The 18500-nt window shown below is 69.1% G+C and carries 18 protein-coding genes; 12 read left to right on the top strand and 6 right to left on the bottom strand.

Features of this window, described 5'->3' with window-relative positions; all coding sequences use genetic code 11:
* Window positions 1-218 precede the first annotated feature (218 nt).
* On the top strand, window positions 219-1484 hold the full coding sequence (locus tag AC3A3J_RS00425) for a hypothetical protein (RefSeq protein ID WP_487670381.1): 1266 nt from the start codon (window positions 219-221) through the stop codon (window positions 1482-1484).
* Window positions 1485-1527: 43 nt separating this feature from the next.
* Here AC3A3J_RS00425 and purQ read toward each other — a convergent pair whose 3' ends face one another.
* The 3 genes from purQ to AC3A3J_RS00410 form a co-directional block, all read right to left on the bottom strand.
* Window positions 1528-2235 carry a phosphoribosylformylglycinamidine synthase subunit PurQ gene (gene purQ, locus AC3A3J_RS00420; protein WP_487670380.1) on the bottom strand — a complete coding sequence of 236 codons (708 nt, stop codon included), beginning with the start codon at window positions 2233-2235 and terminating at the stop codon, window positions 1528-1530.
* Window positions 2232-2480, bottom strand: coding sequence for a phosphoribosylformylglycinamidine synthase subunit PurS (gene purS / locus AC3A3J_RS00415; RefSeq protein ID WP_314649076.1), 249 nt, complete (start codon window positions 2478-2480; stop codon window positions 2232-2234). Before purS ends, purQ begins: the two co-directional genes overlap by 4 nt.
* A 93-nt stretch (window positions 2481-2573) precedes the next feature.
* On the bottom strand, window positions 2574-3104 hold the full coding sequence (locus tag AC3A3J_RS00410) for an adenine phosphoribosyltransferase (protein WP_487670379.1): 531 nt from the start codon (window positions 3102-3104) through the stop codon (window positions 2574-2576).
* Between the two features lie 201 nt (window positions 3105-3305).
* On the opposite strand from AC3A3J_RS00410, the gene AC3A3J_RS00405 reads away from it, so the two are divergent.
* The 5 genes from AC3A3J_RS00405 (at window position 3306) to AC3A3J_RS00385 (ending at window position 9146) form a co-directional block, all read left to right on the top strand.
* Complete coding sequence (locus AC3A3J_RS00405; RefSeq protein WP_487670378.1) at window positions 3306-4613, top strand: ABC transporter substrate-binding protein; 1308 nt, start codon at window positions 3306-3308, stop codon at window positions 4611-4613.
* Between the two features lie 85 nt (window positions 4614-4698).
* Window positions 4699-5748: a carbohydrate ABC transporter permease gene (locus tag AC3A3J_RS00400; RefSeq protein WP_487670377.1), complete on the top strand. Its 1050-nt coding sequence runs from the start codon at window positions 4699-4701 to the stop codon at window positions 5746-5748.
* Window positions 5745-6635, top strand: a complete 891-nt coding sequence (locus AC3A3J_RS00395; protein ID WP_487670376.1) for a carbohydrate ABC transporter permease — start codon at window positions 5745-5747, stop codon at window positions 6633-6635. The genes AC3A3J_RS00400 and AC3A3J_RS00395 overlap by 4 nt, the downstream gene beginning before the upstream one ends.
* 5 nt (window positions 6636-6640) lie before the next feature.
* Entirely contained in the window at window positions 6641-8071 is a 1431-nt protein-coding gene (locus AC3A3J_RS00390; protein WP_487670375.1) for a GH1 family beta-glucosidase, read from the top strand.
* A 79-nt stretch (window positions 8072-8150) separates the two neighbouring features.
* Window positions 8151-9146 (top strand): LacI family DNA-binding transcriptional regulator, encoded by a 996-nt coding sequence (locus tag AC3A3J_RS00385; RefSeq protein WP_487670374.1) that lies wholly within the window; start codon window positions 8151-8153, stop codon window positions 9144-9146.
* Between the two features lie 55 nt (window positions 9147-9201).
* On the opposite strand, the gene AC3A3J_RS00380 is transcribed toward AC3A3J_RS00385, so the two are convergent.
* A complete protein-coding gene (locus AC3A3J_RS00380) occupies window positions 9202-10053 on the bottom strand; it encodes a hypothetical protein (protein WP_487670373.1) in 852 nt (283 codons plus the stop codon).
* Window positions 10054-10422: 369 nt separating this feature from the next.
* On the opposite strand from AC3A3J_RS00380, the gene AC3A3J_RS00375 reads away from it, so the two are divergent.
* The gene (locus AC3A3J_RS00375) at window positions 10423-11094 is read left to right on the top strand and encodes a TetR/AcrR family transcriptional regulator (protein WP_487670372.1); all 672 of its coding nucleotides are present in this window, start codon (window positions 10423-10425) and stop codon (window positions 11092-11094) included.
* Between the two features lie 79 nt (window positions 11095-11173).
* On the opposite strand, the gene AC3A3J_RS00370 is transcribed toward AC3A3J_RS00375, so the two are convergent.
* Window positions 11174-12529 carry a uracil-xanthine permease family protein gene (locus AC3A3J_RS00370; RefSeq protein ID WP_487670371.1) on the bottom strand — a complete coding sequence of 452 codons (1356 nt, stop codon included), beginning with the start codon at window positions 12527-12529 and terminating at the stop codon, window positions 11174-11176.
* Window positions 12530-12617: 88 nt separating this feature from the next.
* Window positions 12618-13502, bottom strand: coding sequence for a phosphoribosylaminoimidazolesuccinocarboxamide synthase (locus AC3A3J_RS00365; RefSeq protein WP_487670370.1), 885 nt, complete (start codon window positions 13500-13502; stop codon window positions 12618-12620).
* A gap of 86 nt (window positions 13503-13588) precedes the next feature.
* On the opposite strand from AC3A3J_RS00365, the gene AC3A3J_RS00360 reads away from it, so the two are divergent.
* From AC3A3J_RS00360 to AC3A3J_RS00340, 5 genes are all read left to right on the top strand, one after another.
* On the top strand, window positions 13589-13804 hold the full coding sequence (locus AC3A3J_RS00360) for a hypervirulence associated TUDOR domain-containing protein (protein ID WP_487670369.1): 216 nt from the start codon (window positions 13589-13591) through the stop codon (window positions 13802-13804).
* Window positions 13805-14001: 197 nt separating this feature from the next.
* Complete coding sequence (locus AC3A3J_RS00355) at window positions 14002-14628, top strand: PadR family transcriptional regulator (protein ID WP_487670368.1); 627 nt, start codon at window positions 14002-14004, stop codon at window positions 14626-14628.
* The gene (locus tag AC3A3J_RS00350; RefSeq protein ID WP_487670367.1) at window positions 14625-16142 is read left to right on the top strand and encodes a DHA2 family efflux MFS transporter permease subunit; all 1518 of its coding nucleotides are present in this window, start codon (window positions 14625-14627) and stop codon (window positions 16140-16142) included. The genes AC3A3J_RS00355 and AC3A3J_RS00350 overlap by 4 nt, the downstream gene beginning before the upstream one ends.
* A gap of 118 nt (window positions 16143-16260) precedes the next feature.
* Window positions 16261-17733, top strand: coding sequence for an amino acid ABC transporter substrate-binding protein/permease (locus AC3A3J_RS00345; RefSeq protein ID WP_487670382.1), 1473 nt, complete (start codon window positions 16261-16263; stop codon window positions 17731-17733).
* Complete coding sequence (locus AC3A3J_RS00340; RefSeq protein ID WP_487670366.1) at window positions 17730-18458, top strand: amino acid ABC transporter ATP-binding protein; 729 nt, start codon at window positions 17730-17732, stop codon at window positions 18456-18458. Before AC3A3J_RS00345 ends, AC3A3J_RS00340 begins: the two co-directional genes overlap by 4 nt.
* The last annotated feature ends 42 nt before the right edge of the window (window positions 18459-18500 follow it).

The following is an 18500-nucleotide window of genomic DNA, read 5'->3' as shown; positions in this document are numbered from 1 at the left end:
CCCGCCCCCGCCCCGTCCCCTGGCGGATGCGGGATCAAAATCGCACCTCTGAGGGGCGTTTCACGTGCGAATGTGATCCCGCACCGGGAAGGACTCGTAAACGAGGGGAAATATCCTTCACAAAAGTCTTCCGCTGGTGCGGTCCGGGATGAAAGGATCGTGGCACGACCGGGGGGCGGCGTCGTCTTGCCGACCTCCCACATCCCTGCGAGGTTGCCATGTCCCGTTCTCCGCGCCGTGCCGCCGGATGGGTCGTCGCTGCCGTCCTGGTGGCTTCCGCCGTGTTCGCCGGCAGTGCGGCGACGGCGTCGATCCGTGCGGAGGCCGCCGACGACCCGGTGCCGCCGACCGGGGCCCCCGACCGAACGGTCTCGATCGCCCGCGCCTACGAGTTTCTCAACGCGCGCACCGACCAGTTCTGCGACGGCGACGGCATGTGCCTGCCCCGCAGCTACGAGGGCGGCTTCTTCACCACTCCCACGTGGGACTTCACCCCGTCGTTCGTCTACGACGACGCCCTCGTCGTCATCGCGTACACCGCACGCGGCCTGCCCGACGACATCCGCCGCGCCGAGTCGATCGGCGAGGCCCTGCTGTTCGTGCAGGCCAACGACCCCATCGGCGATGGGCGCGTGCGCACCCACTACGAGCCGCACGGCATCCGCGAGGGGCGCATGGTGATCACCGGGCCCGGCACCTTCACCGGCAACCAGGCATGGGCCGGCCTCGCCCTGACCCGGCTCTTCCACGCCACCGGCGACCAGAGCTACCTCGACGGCGCGCTGCGCATCGCCAACTGGATCCAGACGAACACCGCCGACATGGTGCGCGCGCCCTACGGGTACACCGGCGGGCAGACGGATGCCGGTGTCTCGCTCGAGTGGAAGTCCACCGAGCACAACAGCGACATCGCCGGTTTCTTCACGCAGCTCGCCCAGCTCACCGGCGACCAGGTCTGGGCGGAACGCGCAGCGGTCGCGGCCGACTTCGTCACCGCCATGCAGAGCGCAGACGGTCACGTCGACACCGGCACCCTCAACGACGGCAGCACGGTGAACATGCGTCCGATCCCGCTCGATGCCCAGACCTGGAGTGCGCTCGCCACCGGTGACCCCCGGTACTCCACGGCACTCGACTGGACGCTCGCGCACCTCATCGCCACGGACGGCCCGTACCGCGGCCCGGGCATCAGCAATGTCGACGTGTCGAAGGTGTGGTTCGAGGGGGCAGGGCACCTCGCCCTCGCCCTCAAGCTGCGCGCCCAGCCCGGTGATGCGGAGGAGGCCGAGTCGCTGCTGGCGAGCATCCGTCTCGGTCAGCGCGACGAGCCGAACGGCGACGGCAAGGGCATCACCGCCACGTCGACCGACGGGCTCGACTCGGGGTTCGGCGACCTCTACTACGCCAGCCTGCACACGGGCGCGACCGCCTGGTACCTGCTCGCCGAGGCCGGCGACAACCCCTTCACGCTCCCGGCCGACTGACGGCCCCCCGCGCCGGTCCGCGCGATTACGCGGTCTCGCAGGGTCAGGCGGCGACGCGGGCGACCGCGGCGATCGCGCTCGCGAAGAAGCCGACGCCGTCGATGCCCGAGCGCATCGCTGCGGAGGTGTTCGGGCCGAAGCCGGCCTCGGTGGCGTGCTCGGGGTGCGGCATGAGCCCCACGACGTTGCCCGCCTCGTTCGTGATGCCGGCGATGTCGCGCAACGATCCGTTCGGGTTGACGCCCGCGTAGCGGAAGGCCACGAGCCCTTCGCCCTCGATGCGGTCGAGGGTCTGCTCGTCGGCGATGTAGCCGCCGTCGGCGTTCTTCAGCGGGATGACGATCTCCTGCCCGCGGCGGAACTCGTTCGTCCACGCGGTGTCGGAGTTCTCGACGATCAGGCGCTGGTCGCGGCGGATGAAGTGCTGGTGGCTGTTGCGGATGAGTCCGCCGGGCAGCAGGTGCGACTCGACGAGCATCTGGAAGCCGTTGCAGATGCCGAGCACGGGCATGCCCTTCGCTGCCGCATCCTTGACCTCGGCCATGATCGGCGAGAGGGCGGCGATGGCGCCCGCGCGCAGGTAGTCGCCGTAGCTGAAGCCGCCGGGCAGCACGAGCGCGTCGACCCCCTCGAGATCGTGCGAGCCGTGCCACAGGGCGACGGGCTCCGCGCCCGCGATGCGGACGGCGCGCTGCGCGTCGCGATCGTCGAGCGAGCCCGGGAAGGTGACGACGCCGATGCGGACGGTCACTCGACGACCTCGATGCCCACGACGTCTTCGATCACCTGGTTCGAGAGCACCTCGTCGGCGATGCGGCGGGTCTCGGCGAGCAGTTCGTCGGTGACCTCGCCCTCGACCGTGAGCTCGAAGCGCTTGCCGATGCGCACATCGGTGAAGCCCTCGACGCCGAGTCGGGCGAATGCGCCGGTGACGGCCTTCCCCTGCGGGTCGAGCAGTTCGGACTTGGGCATGACGTCGACGACGATGGTGGGCATGAACGGCTCCAGAAGTCGCGGAAGGGCTGGCGCGATCAGTCTACCGTCCCGGGCGGGTCGCCCCGCCGCGCACTGCGGCGTCGGTCGGAGGGCTCAGGCGTGGAAGACGGTGTGCAGGTCGCCGATCAGATCGCGGCCTCCGAGGCCGTCGATCTCGAACAGCACCGAGATGCCGGCGACGTGGCTCCCGAGGCGCTCGACGAGCTGCCGCCCCGCGGCCAGCGTTCCCCCGGTCGCGAGCACATCGTCGATGAGCAGCACGCGCGAGCCCGCGGGCAGGTCGTCGTGCATCTCGATCGTCGCGGTGCCGTACTCGAGCGCGTAGTCGACGGAGGCCGCGGGCCGGGGCAGCTTGCCGGCCTTGCGGATCGGGATGAGCCCCACGCCGGCCGCGATCGCCGCCGCGCTCGCGAGGATGAACCCCCGTGCCTCGATCCCCGCGATCACGTCGAACTGCCCGGCGAACGGCTCGATGATCGCCTCGGTGGTGACGCGCAGCGCCTCGGCGTCGGCGAGCAGGGGCGTGATGTCGCGGAAGACGATGCCGGGCTCGGGGTAGTCGGGAACGCTGCGGATCAGGGCTTCGGCTCGGCGGAGGGCGGGGGAGAGTTCGGCTTCGGGCACCGAGCAAGGCTACCCCCCGATGCGCGGTCCCTCCCTCCACGAGCGGCTCTTGACACGTTTGGGAGCGCTCCCATACAGTGGCCGGAACGTCGTGGGAGCGCTCCCATCGTGAGCCGCCCCCACGCCGTACCATCGGCGCCGCACCATCAGCGCCGCACCTCCCGCACCATCACCTCGCACCACCTCACAAAGGAGTGAACAGTGAACGCACGCGCCCGCCACCGGGTCTTCACCACCGCCGCCGTGGCATCCGCCTCGGCCCTCGCCCTCGCCGGCTGCGCCGGAGGCGCGACCGACGGCCAGGCCGGAGCCGACGAGAAGATCACGCTGACCGTCACCACGTTCGGCACCTTCGGCTACGACGACCTGTACGACGAGTACGAGAAAGCGCACCCGAACATCACCATCGAGGCGACGAACATCGACACCGGCGGCAACGCCCGCACCGACGCCTTCACCAAGATCGCCGCCGGCTCGGGCCTCAGCGACATCGTCGCGATCGAGGAGGGGTGGCTCGGCGCGGTCATGGACGTGTCCGACACGTTCGTCGATCTGCGCGACTACGGCATCGAGGACCGCAAGGACGACTGGGTCGATTGGAAGTACGGCCAGGCGACGGATGCCGAGGGCCGGGTCATCGGCTACGGCACCGACATCGGCCCCTCGGGCATCTGCTACAACGGCGCCGCCTTCGAGGCGGCGGGTCTGCCGAGCGACCGCGAATCGGTCGCCGCTCTGCTCGAGGGCGACTGGGAGAACTACTTCCAGGTGGGCGCCGACTACACCGCGGCGACCGGCAAGGCCTGGTACGACCACTCCGGCTTCGTCTGGAACGCGATGGTGAACCAGCTCGAGGAGGGCTACTACACCTCCGACGGCGAGCTGAACGTCGAGGGCAACGCCGAGCTGCAGGAGCGCTTCGAGCTGCTGGGCGCCGCGACCGAGGGCGGTCAGTCGGCCGCGCAGACCGCGTGGGACTGGAACGGCGGCAAGTCGTTCGTCGACGGCACCTTCGCCACCTTCGTCTGCCCCGGGTGGATGCTCGGTGTCGTGCAGGGTCAGGTCGAGGCCGGCGGCGGCGACGCGTCGACCGGCTGGGACTTCGCCGATGTGTTCCCGGGCGGCGCGGCCAACTGGGGCGGCGCGTTCCTGTCGATCCCCGAGAGCTCGCAGCACAAGGAGGCGGCGGCCGAGCTCGCCGACTGGCTGACGCAGCCCGAGCAGCAGGTGAAGCAGTCCGCCGCGGCCGGCAACTTCCCCTCGACCGTCGAGGCCCAGGAGTCGCTGGCCTCCGACGCCACCCCGAACGCCTTCTTCAACGACGCCCCGACCGGCGCGATCCTCGCCGAGCGCGCGAAGGGCGTGGTCGCGCAGTTCAAGGGCGCGGACGACTCGGTCATCCAGGAGAACGTCTTCGGCCCGGCGCTCACCGCGCTCGACCGCGGCGAGACCGACACCGAGGGCGCCTGGAAGCAGGCTCTGTCCCTCCTCGACGAGCTGGTCGGCTGACCGGACCCCTTCCCGTCGCAGTTTCTGTCGGTCGCGCCCGCGCGAGCCGACAGAAACTGCGACCGGAACGTCACGAGGACACCCCATGACACTCACTGCACCGCCTGCGCAGGCGCAGACAGCGGCGGCATCCGGTACGACCCCGGATGCCCTCCCCCGGCGCTTCTGGCGCCACCGGGCCTCGCGGTTCGACCAGCGGGCCTCGCCGTACCTCTACATCTCGCCGTTCTTCCTGCTGTTCGGCCTCGTCGGCCTGTTCCCGCTGCTCTACACGGTCTACGTCGCCGTGCACGAGTGGGACCTGCTGAAGGGGGAGGGCGGCTTCGTCGGCCTCGGCAACTTCGTCGAGATCCTCGGCGACGGCATGTTCTGGAACTCGATCCGCAACACCCTGAGCATCTTTCTGCTCTCCGCCATCCCGCAGCTCGGCATCGCCCTCGTGATCGCCGCGCTGCTCGACCGCGGCCTGCGGGCTCCGACGTTCTGGCGCATGAGCGTGCTCATCCCTTTCGTGGTGACCCCGGTGGCGGTCGCGATCATCTTCTCGAGCGTGTTCAACGAGGCAGACGGGCTGGCCAACAATCTGCTCAATCTCGTCGGCATCGCCGATCAGCAGTGGAAGCACGACACCCTGCTGTCGCACCTCGCGATCGCGATCATGGTCAACTTCCGCTGGACGGGGTACAACGCGCTCATCCTGCTCGCGGCGATGCAGTCCGTGCCTCGCGACCTCTACGAGTCGGCGGCGCTCGACGGGGCGGGTGCGGTGCGCCGCTTCTTCTCGATCACGATCCCGACGATCCGCCCCACGCTCATCTTCGTCGTCATCACGGCGACGATCGGCGGGCTGCAGATCTTCGCCGAGCCCCGACTCTTCGACGTGTCGACCGCCGGCGGCATCGGCGGCAGCGATCGGCAGTTCCAGACGACGGTGCTGTTCCTGTGGGAGCTCGCCTTCTTCCGTCGAGACCTCGGTGAGGCATCCGCCGTCGCGATCCTGCTGTTCCTGCTGATCGTCGGCATCGGCGTGATCAACTTCCTCATCTCGCGGCGCATCGCCACCGGGGATGCCGCCACCAGCCGTCGCGCGCGCCGGCGCGCCGCACGCACCCGCGTCGAGGAGGACGCCCGATGACCGCGACCATGGCGCTCAGCGTCCCCGAGAAGATCCGTCGCCGCCGCGCGGCATCCGGCGGCACCGCCGGCATCGGCAGCCGCCCCGGCTTCCTCACGTACGGCCTGCTCACCGCCTTCGTGCTCGGCAGTGCCTACCCGCTGTGGTGGTCGTTCGTCGTCGCGAGCGGCACGAACGCGACCCGCGGCGAGACGGTGCCGCTGATCCCCGGCGGCAACTTCCTCGCCAACGCGGCGAAGGTGCTCGACGCGATCCCGTTCTGGCTGGCCCTCGGCAACTCCTTCCTCATCTCGGGCATCATCACGCTCTCGGTCGTGACGTTCTCGACGCTCGCGGGATACGCCTTCGCCAAGCTGCGGTTCCGCGGACGAGACGGGCTCATGGTGTTCGTGATCGCCACCATGGCGATCCCCACGCAGCTGGGCATCATCCCGCTGTTCATGCTCATGCGGGAGCTGGGCTGGACGGGGTCGATCGGCGCGGTGATCGTGCCGACCCTGGTCACCGCGTTCGGGGTCTTCTTCATGCGCCAGTACCTCGTGGACGTCATCCCCGACGAGCTCATCGAGGCGGCGCGCATGGACGGCGCGAACCAGTTCCGCACCTTCCTCACCGTCGGGCTCCCCGCCGCCCGCCCGGCGATGGCCATCCTCGGCCTGTTCACGTTCATGACCGCGTGGACCGACTACCTGTGGCCCCTCATTGTGCTCTCCCCGCAGAACCCGACCCTCCAGACCGCACTCAGCCAGCTGCAGTCCGGTTACTACATCGACTACTCGATCGTGCTCGCCGGCGCGGTGCTCGCGACCCTTCCCCTGCTCGTGCTCTTCGTGGCCGCGGGCAGGCAGCTGGTCAGTGGCATCATGGCGGGCGCGGTGAAAGGATGACCTCTATGACCCGTGCTTTCCCCCGGAATTTCCTGTTCGGAGCCGCCACGGCGGCCTATCAGATCGAGGGGGCGGCGTTCGACGACGGGCGTACGGCGTCGATCTGGGATGCCTTCTCGCGGGTGCCCGGAGCGGTGATCAACGGCGACAACGGCGATGTGGCGTGCGACCACTACCACCGCTACCGCGACGACGTCGCACTCATGAAGGATCTCGGGCTGCAGACCTACCGCTTCTCGACGTCGTGGTCGCGCGTGCGCCCCGACGGCGGCGCCGTGAACCCCGCGGGCGTCGACTTCTACAGCTGCCTCGTCGACGAGCTGCTCGCCGCCGACATCCTGCCCTGGCTCACCCTGTACCACTGGGACATGCCGCAGGCGCTGCAGGAGAAGGGCGGATGGACGAACCGCGAGGTCGTCGACCGGTTCCTCGAGTACGCCGGCACCATGCACGACGCACTCGGCGACCGCGTGAAGGTGTGGACCACGCTCAACGAGCCGTGGTGCTCGTCGTTCCTCTCGTACACGAGCGGGGAGCACGCGCCCGGTCACACGAGCATCGCCGAGGGTCTGCTCGCCTCGCACCACCTGCTGCTCGCCCACGGCGAGACGGTGCGCGAACTGCGCGGCCGTGACTCGTCGCTGAACCTCGGCATCACGCTCAATCACACGGTGGCCGACCCGGCGAACCCCGACGACCCGGCCGACGTTGACGCCGCGCGCCGCGTCGACGGCCAGTTCAACCGCTGGTTCCTCGACCCCATCTACCGCGGTGAGTACCCCGCCGACATCGTCGACGACATCCGGGCGGTGGATGCCGAGGCCGTCGCCGCCTTCGAAGCGGCGATCCACGACGGCGACCTCGCGACCATCGCGCAGCCGATCGACACGCAGGGCGTGAACTACTACCACGGCGACCTGCTGTCGGGAACGGCTCCGGCCGAGGCGGCGGTCGACTTCGTGCCCGACACGGAGCGCAAGACCCGCAGCCCCTACCCGTCGCACGAGAACATCTTCAACGTGGAACGCGGCCTGCCTCGCACCGCGCAGAACTGGGAGGTGCAGCCGGAGGGCCTCACGCGCCTGCTGCAGCGGGTGTGGACCGAGTACGCGCAGCCGGCGGGCACCGTGCTCTACATGACCGAGAACGGTGCGGCGTACGACGACGAGGCCGTGGTCGAAGACGGCGAGACCCGCGTGCACGACGCCGATCGCACCGAGTTCCTGCGCCTGCACCTGGGAGCGGTGCTCGACGCCGCCGAGGCGGGGGTCGACGTGCGCGGCTACTTCTACTGGTCGCTGTTCGACAACTACGAGTGGGCGTGGGGCTACGACAAGCGCTTCGGCATCGTGCGCGTCGACTACGACACCCAGGAGCGGAGTCTGAAGGACTCGGCGCGGGAGTACGCTCGCATCATCGCCGCTCGTTCCCTCTGAGCCCGCGGGCTCGTCCTTCGAGCACGGGCGGCGACGGCGGGTCGGGCATCCGATCCGCCGTCCGCCCGGAAGGAGAGCCGTGTCGTCGCGAGCCACGATCGAAGAGGTCGCGTCTGCCGCAGGAGTGTCGCGCTCGACCGTGTCGCGCGTCGTGAACGGGTCGACCGCGGTGAGCCCCGAAGCGCTCGCCGCGGTGCAGCGGGCCATCGAGCAGCTCAGTTACGTGCCCAACCGGGCGGCCCGCTCGCTGGCGTCGCGGCAGACCAGGGCGATCGCTCTCATCGTGCCCGAAGACACGTCGCGCTTCTTCGGCGACCCGTTCTTCGCGGCGATCGTCGCGGGCATCACGGGTGCGCTGCACAGTTCGGATTACCTGCTGAACCTGCTGATCGCGAGCGACGACCCGGGCGACAAGATGACCGGCTTCGTGCGCAACGGCGGCGTCGACGGGGCGCTCCTGGTCTCCCATCACACGAGCGACGCGTTCGTCGAGCGGGTCGCCGACGCCGTGCCCGTGGTCTACGGCGGGCGTCCGGTGACCTCGCGTCCCAGCGACTACGTGGTCGACGTCGACAACGTCGCGGGTGCGCGGGTGGCCACGCAGCATCTGCTCGACATCGGCCGCACCCGCATCGCGACCATCACCGGGCCGCTCACGATGGAGTCGGCGATCGATCGCGTGCAGGGCTACCGTGCCGCCTTGGCGGATGCCGGGCTCTCGCCGTTCGTCGAGGAGTCCGGCGACTACAGCGAGGCGAGCGGGGGCGAGGCCGCGCGGCGGATCCTGGCGGCCGGGCGGCCCGACGCGCTGTTCGTCGCGAGCGACCTGATGGCGCGGGGTGCGCTCACCGCGCTGCGCGCCGCCGGGGTGCGCGTGCCCGACGACATCGCCGTCGTGGGGTTCGACGACTCGTCGGTGGCCGTGAGCTGCGATCCGCCGCTCACCACGATCCGCCAGCCGATGTACGCGCAGGGCGAGGCGATGGCGCAGGTGCTGCTCTCGCGGCTGGCGGGGGAGGACCCGCCCCGCACGACGATCCTGCCGACCGAGCTCGTCGTGCGGGCATCCGCCTGACCTGGTTTCGCGGGCTGGGACCCGAAGCACCCACCACGCGGAACTGGTTGTGCGGCTACAGGCTGCTGCGCAACGTGGCGTGGCGCGGGTAGGGGCTGGAGGTGACCCGAGGTTTGACGTCGGGGATGTTTTGCAGCGCCACCTCGACGATCTCGGGCGGAGTGATCACCCCGTACTGCGCGTTCGAGGCGAACGCCGGTCGAGTGAGCTCATCGACATTCCGACTCGACTCCGCACCGTCGCTCTTGCGGATCACCGGACCCCACACGTCCACTGCTTCTAGAACCCACGAACCGTGTCCGAACCACCAGTGAATCTTCGCCTTCTTGATCCGCGCGGTACGACCTTTCACTCTCATCGTGAAATCGTCGAGTCGCAAAGGAGTGTATGCGTGCACCGAGACCTGAGTCGTGGTCTCGAGGTGGGTGACATTCACCGAAGGGCTTCCCGCCCGCTCCGACCGCGGGAGATCGGCACGAGCGGCCCGTGCCGCCGCCCGCCCCCCAGGCGTCTTCCGTGATCCTTTTCGTGCAGGAAGGAGGGTGCGCCAAGACCGCTGTGATGGTCCGATGAGGGAGACCTCCGGTGTCCAGTCCGGTGTGTGCGACAGTGCTCCCGCGGCGATCTCCGGCGGCGTGACCGTGCGATAGGCGCGCCCAGATCCGTCCTCGAGGTGGGTGGTCACATCGAGGCGCTGCCGGGAGTCCTTGCCATCCTTGTTCAGGTAGGCCCCCCTGAGCTGGATGAAGATGATCCGCCAAGACGCCCCCTCGAAGGCCCAGTACACCTCCGCTTCGGTGACGCGGGTGCCGCGGCCACGCACTTCGAAATCGATGCCCTCCACCCCCAGAGTCGTGTACGCGCTCACCGTGACTTCTGTCGTGGTTTCACCAATGGTGATCGTCATGCGTATCCTTCGTCGGTTCGGGATCGCGCTCGCGAGCAATCTCTTCTGTGGTCGACACACTCGGCCCACTAGATGACGATGAAGCTGTGAAAATCTGACGGTTTCTCGGGGTGGGACCCTTCGACAGGCTCAGGGACCCAGTGTCGAAACGGGTGTACCGAACCCGTCGTAGTCCCTGCCGCCGAAGATGGGTGCGGCCCTGTCGCCCCCTCGTGGACAGGGACGCACCCGTGGGCAGAGACGCCCGAACGTGTCGCTGCGACGCACCCTCCGGGGAAACTCGTAGCTTGAATGTACGTTCAGTGTTTACTCTATACCCCGGGGGGTGTGTTCCGACACACGCATCGGGGAATGGGAAGTGAACAGCACATGGCCCGATCAGAGGATCAGAACCGCCTGGCTCGACAGCGCGCCAAAGAGGTGATCGTGCAGGCCGCGATCGAGGTGTTCGAGGAGCGCGGCGTCTCGGGCGCGAGCATCGCCGAGATCACCAAGCGCGCAGGCGTCGCGCAGGGGCTGGTCAGCTACCACTTCGGCGGCAAGGACCAGCTCATCTCCGCCGTGATCGACCGGTGGTTCCAGACGCTGCTCGGTCTGCCGAGCGTCGAGGGCACGCCCGACGAGGTGCTGGCGTCGATCATCGACGCGGTGTTCATGGCCACGGCGTACGCGGTGCCCCTGCAGCGCGTGGTGATCGCGATGCAGCAGCAGCCGGCCACGCGACGGCTCTTCGCCGACTCCGAGGAGCGGCACGACGACGCAGTCACGGTGGCCGAAGACGCGGTGCGCGAGCTGTTCCGCGCCCGCGGTGCCGCCGACCCGGCACTCGAAGAGGTGATGCTGCGCAGCGTTCTCGAGGGTGTCTTCGTGAAGTACTCGGTGTACGGCGACACCTACCCGCTCGAAGACGCCCGCATGTGGGTGCACGATCTGTACCGGCTGCCGGCACCGACCGAGCCGCTGCCTCTCTCGGTCCCACGGCATACCGGCGAGCCGCGGCCGCGCGCCCGCGGCGCCGTCCGCGACGACACCGCCGGGTGACGCCTCGCCGGGTGACGCCGAAGGCCCCGGATGCTCGGGCGGAGCATCCGGGGCCTTCCTCGTCTGCCGGGCGCGGCCGTCAGGCCGGGTCGCCGCCCAGCGGGCCCACCGGCTCGAGCGGCTTCGGGTCGTCGGCGCCGGTCTTGCGCGCGCGGGCGATGAGGTTGCCCACGTGGTAGATCAGCAGCGCCGCGACGGTGCCGAGCACGATGCCGCCGAAGGCGAAGTCGCCCAGGTTCATCGAGAACCCGGCGATGCCGATCACGAGCGACACCGCCGCCGTGTACTGGTTCACCGGACGCGAGAAGTCGACCCGGCTGTCGACCCAGATCTTGATTCCGATGATGCCGATGAGTCCGTACAGCGCGGTGGTCGCGCCGCCGAGCACACCCGCCGGGATGGAGTTGAACACCTCGCCGACCTTGGGCGAGAAGGCCAGCAGGATCGCGAAGAGCCCCGCCACCCAGTAGACCGCCGTCGAGTAGACGCGGGTCGCCGCCATCACGCCGATGTTCTCGCCGTACGTCGTCGTGCCCGAACCGCCGAAACCGCCGGCGATCGTCGTCGCGACACCGTCGGCGATGAGCGCGCGACCGGTCTGCTTGTTGATCGCCGGGTCGTCGGTCATGGTGGCGACGCCGCGCACGTGCCCGATGTTCTCGGCGACCAGCACGAGAACCACCGGCAGGAACATGGCGATGGTCGACCACGTGCCCGGGTCGACGAAGTCGGGGAAGTGGAAGTCGGGCAGGCCGATCCACGGCGCCTCGTCGATGAGCTCAGCGGGGGTCTTGCCGCCGCGCAGGGCGTTCGGCACCTCGAACGAGCCGTTGAACGCGGCCCAGACGAAGCCGACGGCCACGCCGAGGAAGATCGAGATGCGTCCCAGGAAGCCCTTGAACAGCACCGCGAACAGGATGATCGCAACGAGAGTGATCGTCGCGGTCACCGGATCGAGCGCGAAGTTGTTCCACGCGGTCGGGGCCAAGTTGAAGCCGATGAGCGCGACGATCGCGCCCGCGACCACCGGGGGCATGAGCGCGTCGACCCAGCGGAGGCCGGCGAACTGCACCACGAGGCCGACGATCGCGAGCAGGATGCCGACGGCCACCACGCCGGCGAGCGCCGAACCGAAGTTTCCCGAGGCGGTCGCCGCCGTGATCGGGGCGATGAACGCGAACGACGAGCCCAGGTAGCTGGGCAGGCGGTTCTTCGTGATGAGCAGGAAGAGCAGCGTGCCGATGCCGCTGAAGAGCAGCGTGGTCGAGACGGGGAAGCCCGTCAGCGTGGGCACGAGGAAGGTCGCGCCGAACATCGCGACGACGTGCTGCGCACCGATCGCGATCGTGGCCGGCCAGTTCAGGCGTTCGGTCGGGCCGACGACGGCACCGGGCGCGACCGTGCGGCCGTTTCCGTGGATGTTCCACAGGGGCATGCGGGCTCCTCAAGAATCGGGGTGGGGGAGTGCTGGAGCCACACTACCGATTCCTGAGTGTTCCCTGGGTGCGCGGGAACCGATGCGGTCAGGCGCCGAGGCGTTCGATCAGCTCGCGGTAGCGGTCCGCCGTGCGGTCGACGACGTCGTCGGGCAGCACGGGGGGCTCGCCCTGCTTGTCCCAGTTCGCGGCGAGCCAGTCGCGCACGATCTGCTTGTCGAAGCTCGCCATCCGCTCGGCGGGGCTCGTGCCGGTGCGCCACGCCTCGGCATCCCAGTACCGCGACGAATCGCTCGTGAGCACCTCGTCGGCCAGGCGCAGCGTGCCCTCTGCATCCGTTCCGAACTCGAACTTCGTGTCGGCGAGGATCAGGCCCTTCTCCTCGGCGATCGCCGCCGCGCGCGAGTAGATCGCCAACGAGGCGTCGCGCAGCTCGGACGCGCGCTCGGCGCCGACCAGCTCGACCGTCTTCTCGAAGGTGATGTTCTCGTCGTGCTCGCCCAGCGGCGCCTTGTAGGCCGGGGTGAACAGGGGTTCGGGCAGGCGGTCGCCGTTCTGCAGACCTGCCGGCAGGGGGATGCCGCACACGGTGCCGTTCTGCTGGTACTCGGCCCACCCCGAGCCCGTGATGTATCCGCGCACGACGCACTCGATCGGCAGCATCTCGAGCGACTGCGCGAGCATGGCACGGTCTGCCACCGCCTCGGGGATCTCGCCATCGGCGAGGTGATTCGGGGCATCGAGCTGGGCGAACCACCAGCGGCTGAGGCGGGTCAGCAGCGCGCCCTTCTGCGGGATGCCGGGCTCGAGCACCACGTCGAAGGCGCTCACCCGGTCGCTCGCGACGACGAGGATGCGGGTGTCGGCGGGGTCCTCCGAGGCGTACAGGTCGCGGACCTTGCCCGAGTAGAGGTGACGCCAGCCGGGGATGCTCTGTGCCGTGCCTTCTGCAGGAGTGCTCACCCGCCCCATTATCCCGGTCGCGCGCCCCCGGCGGTGTCAACCCCTGGTGCGGGGACCGCGCGTGGGCGACTCTCGGAGAAAAGAGCGGAGGAATCATGGCGAAGGATCTTTCGAAGGGCGACCGGGTCAGCTGGAGCACCTCGCAGGGGCGCACGCAGGGCACGGTCGAGGAGAAGCGGGTCAAGGACTTCGAGTTCGCGGGGCAGAAGTTCACGGCATCCGACGACGAGCCGGCCTACATCGTGAAGTCCGAGAAGAGCGGCGACAAGGCCGCCCACAAGGGATCGGCGCTGCGCAAGCTGAAGAGCTGACCTTCCGCCGCAGCCGCACTCTGGCGCGAACTGCAGGCGCAGGTGCGAGATGCAGGCCGATTCCACCGGATGCCGCCTGCATCTCGCCACCGTGCCTGCAGATGGCCGGGCGGCGAGTCGGATGCCGAGGCGCATCCGACTTGCCGGACCGGGCTGCACGGGCGTATAGTCCACATGGACTAATCGAGGTGGAGCAGGTGGCGAAAGAACCGATCGACACGCTCACCCCCATGGGGGTGATGGTGCTCGCGCTGCTGCGCGAATCCGACATGCACCCCTACGAGATGGTGCGACTGCTGCGCGTGCGGCAGGACGACCGGCTGATCACGATCACCAACGGCACGCTGTACCACACGGTCGCGCGCCTGCAGCGGACGGGCCTCATCGACGAGGTGGGCACCGACCGTGACGGCAACCGCCCCGAGCGCACCACCTATACGTTGACGGAGACCGGCCGCGACACCGTCGTTGCCTGGGTGCGGCGCGAGCTGCCGCGCATCGACCGCGAGACCGACTTCCGCATCGCACTCGCCGAGGCGCACAACCTCGAGCGCGACGACACCGCCGCCCTGCTGCGGGAACGCCGCGATGCGCTCGCCGCCGCACACACCCGTCTCCGCGACGGGCTGCACGAGGCGCACGCGAAGGGCGTGCCGCCGCAGGTGCTCGTCGAGATCGAGCGCGAAGAGGCGCTCCTCGACGCCGAGCTGCGATGGCTCGACGCGTTCCTCCTCCGCCTCGACGGCGACGACCTCCCGTGGGGTCCCGATGCCTTCGACGACTCCGACCGCTACCTCGCTCAGCGAAAGGCTGCCCAGCAATGACCGAAACCCGTCAGACCGCGAATCCCGAGACCGGGCCGTTCGCGGCCGGGAACGAACCCAAGAGCCCCTGGCCCGCGCTGTGGGCGCTCGTCATCGGCTTCTTCATGATCCTCGTCGACACGACGATCGTCTCGGTCGCGAACCCCGCGATCAAGGCCGCACTCGACCCGAACACCAACAACCTCGACAACGTCGTGTGGGTGACCAGCGCCTATCTGCTCACCTACGCCGTGCCGCTGCTCATCACCGGGCGCCTCGGCGACCGCTTCGGTCCGAAGAACATCTACCTCATCGGCCTCGCGATCTTCACCGCGGCCTCGCTCTGGTGCGGTCTGTCGACCTCGCTCGAAGGACTCATCGCGGCGCGCGCCGTGCAGGGACTCGGGGCGGCGTTCATGACCCCGCAGACCATGGCGGTCATCACCCGCACCTTCCCGCCCGAGCGGCGAGGGGCGGCCATGGGGCTGTGGGGCGCGACGGCCGGTGTGGCGACCCTCGTCGGCCCGCTGCTCGGCGGCGTGCTCGTCGACGGGCTCGGCTGGGAGTGGATCTTCTTCGTGAACCTGCCCGTCGGCGTGATCGCGTTCGTCGCCGCGTGGATCCTGGTGCCGCGCCTCAAGACCCACCCGCATCGCTTCGACATCCTCGGCGTGGTGCTGAGCGCCGTCGCGATCTTCCTCGTGGTCTTCGGGCTGCAGGAGGGCGAGAAGTACGACTGGGGCGTCATCTGGGGCCCGATCTCGGTGTGGGGCATGATCATCGCGGGCATCGTAGTGCTGGCGATCTTCGTGCTGCAGCAGTGGAAGACGAAGAGCGAGGCGCTCGTGCCGCTCGAACTCTTCCGCGATCGCAACTTCTCGGGTGCGAACATCGCGATCGCCGCCGTCGGCTTCACGGTGACGAGCATGTCGCTGCCGCTGATGTTCTTCCTGCAGACCGCCCGGGGGCTGACCCCGACGCAGTCGGCCCTGCTGATGATCCCGACCGCCGTGCTCTCGGGCGTGCTCGCTCCGGTCGCGGGCAAGATCCTCGACCGTGTCGACCCGCGCCTCATCCTCGTCCCGGGTCTGCTCGCGGTCTCGGGCGGCCTGTTCTGGTACTCGTCGCTGGTGAACATGGACACCCCGGTGTGGATGTTCCTGCTCCCCTCCGCCCTCATGGGCATCGGCAACGCCGGCATGTGGGGTCCGCTCGCGACGACCGCCACGCGCCGCCTGCCGATGCGTCAGGCCGGCGCCGGTGCAGGCATCTACAACACCACCCGCACCATCGGGTCGGTCGTCGGATCCGCGGCGATCGCGACCTTCATGCAGGCGCGTCTCGAGGCCAACCTGCCCGGCATGGACGACGCGTCCGGCACGATCGGCGCCGGAGGCGGAACCCTGCCGGATGCCGTTGCCGAGGGGTTCGCCGCGGGCATGTCGCAGGCGATCCTGCTGCCGGCCTGCGCGATCCTCGTGGCGCTCGTGGCGTCGTTCTTCCTGCGCGGCGCGGACAAGCATCCGGCGTCCTGACCCCGCACCCGCTCCTGCCGTCGCGCAGGAGCGGGGCGGGGCTGCCCGCGAGCGGCGACTAAGGTAGGTGGGCGGCGATCGTCCGGTCGTCATCCCGACCCGAGGAGCACCCGTCGTGATGCGAACCCCCTCTTCCCTGCGCGAGCGGCTGCGGCAGCTCGGCCGCACGACGAGCGCGATCGCGCTCACGGCGCTCGTGGCGGGCGCGTCGCTGTTCGGAGCCGCCGCTCCCGCGAACGCCGCCGGCGACGGCGAGACGTACGTGATCGGCACCGACACGACCTTCGCGCCGTTCGAGTTCACGAACGCCGACGGCGAGCTCGTCGGCATCGACATGGACCTGCTGCGCGCGATCGCCGAGGACCAGGGCTTCGAGGTCGAGATCCGTCAGCTCGGTTTCGACGCCGCGGTGCAGGCGCTGCAGGCCAACCAGGTGGATGCCGTCATGGCGGGCATGTCGATCACCGACGAGCGCAAGCAGGCGTTCGACTTCAGCGACCCGTACTTCACCTCGGGCATCCAGCTCGGCGTGCTCGAAGCGAGCGACGTGGAGTCGCTCGACGACCTCGACGGCAAGACCGTCGCGGTGAAGACCGGCACGCAGGGCCAGACCTTCGCCGAGGAGAACCAGGAGAAGTACGGCTTCGACATCGCGCCGTACTCCGACACGACCGACATGGTCGACGCCGTGAAGGCCGGTCAGGCCGTCGGCTACTTCGAGGACTTCCCGGTGCTCGCCTACGGCATCCAGCAGGGCTCCGGCTTCCGCCTGGTGGGCGAGCCCGAGCTCGGCGGCGAGTACGGCTTCGCGGTGAACAAGGGGCTCAACCCCGAACTGCTCGAGATGTTCAACGCGGGCCTGGCGAACCTGCAGGAGTCGGGCGAATACGACGAGATCGTCGACACGTACCTGAGCGGCGAGGCATCCGAGCAGCCCACCGACATCGTCTCGGTCGCCGTGAAGTACTGGCCGCAGCTCATGCAGGGCCTGTGGCTGACGATCCTGTCGACGCTGGTCGCGCTCGTGGCCGCCTTCATCCTGGGCATCGTGTTCGGCTTCGGCCGTCTCTCGCGGTTCCTGCCGTTCCGGTGGCTCGCGACCGCGTACGTGTTCGTCTTCCGCGGTACGCCGATCCTGGTGCAGGCCTTCTTCGTCTTCTTCGCCATCCCGCAGCTGTTCCCCGGTCTCACGTTCAACCCGTTCGTGGCGGGCGCGATCACGCTCTCGCTCAACACCGGTGCGTACATGACCGAGATCATCCGCGGCGGCATCCAGGCCGTCGACCCCGGCCAGAACGAGGCCTCGCGCTCGCTCGGTCTCGGCCACTGGAAGACGATGCAGAAGGTCGTGCTGCCGCAGGCGTTCCGCATCATGATCCCGTCGTTCGTGAACCAGGGCATCATCACCCTCAAGGACACGTCGCTCATCAGCGTCATCGGCCTCGCCGAGCTGACCTTCCAGTCGCGTCAGATCATCGCCTCGACGTACCTGTCGGCGCAGGTGCTGACGATCGTCGCCATCATCTACTTCGTCGTGATCACGCTGCTGACGCTGCTCGCGAACCGCCTGGAGAGGACGTTCAACGCATGAGCAAGATCGCCGTGCAGAACCTGCACAAGTCGTTCGGGAGCAACGAGGTGCTCAAGGGCATCGACCTGACCGTCGACGACGGCGAGGTCGTCGCCGTGATCGGTCCGTCGGGGTCGGGCAAGTCGACGCTGCTGCGGTGCCTCAACAAGCTCGAGGAGCCCACCTCCGGCCACGTCGTGATCGACGGCGTCGACCTGACCGACAAGAGCGTCAAGCTCGACGAGGTGCGTCAGCGCATCGGCATGGTCTTCCAGCACTTCAACCTGTTCCCGCACATGACCGTGCTCGAGAACATCACCCTCGCCCCCATCGAGCTGGGCCGTCTGTCGAAGTCGAAGGCGCGCGAGCGCGCGCTCTCGCTGCTCGAGCGCGTGGGTCTGTCGGAGAAGGCGGATGCCAAACCCGCCTCGCTGTCCGGCGGGCAGAAGCAGCGCGTGGCGATCGCGCGCGCGCTCGCGATGGACCCCGAGATCATGCTCTTCGACGAGGCGACCAGCGCCCTCGACCCCGAGATGGTGGGCGAGGTGCTGCAGGTCATCCGCGACCTCGCCGAGGGCGGCATGACCATGGTGCTGGTCACCCACGAGATGGGCTTCGCCCGCGAGGTCTCCGACCGCACGGTGTTCATGGACGGCGGCGTGGTGGTCGAGGAGGCCGCCCCCGCGGAGCTGTTCGGCGCGCCGAAGAACGAGCGACTGCGGGAGTTCCTCTCGAAGGTGCTGTAGCCGCCGCGGCCATTTTGCATCGGCGGGCGCGACCTGATGGGG

It is taken from the genome of Microbacterium sp. Soil_N32 (genome assembly GCF_057655505.1).
Note: the sequence above shows the minus strand (reverse complement) of the source record. Positions and strands in the feature narration are given on the sequence as shown.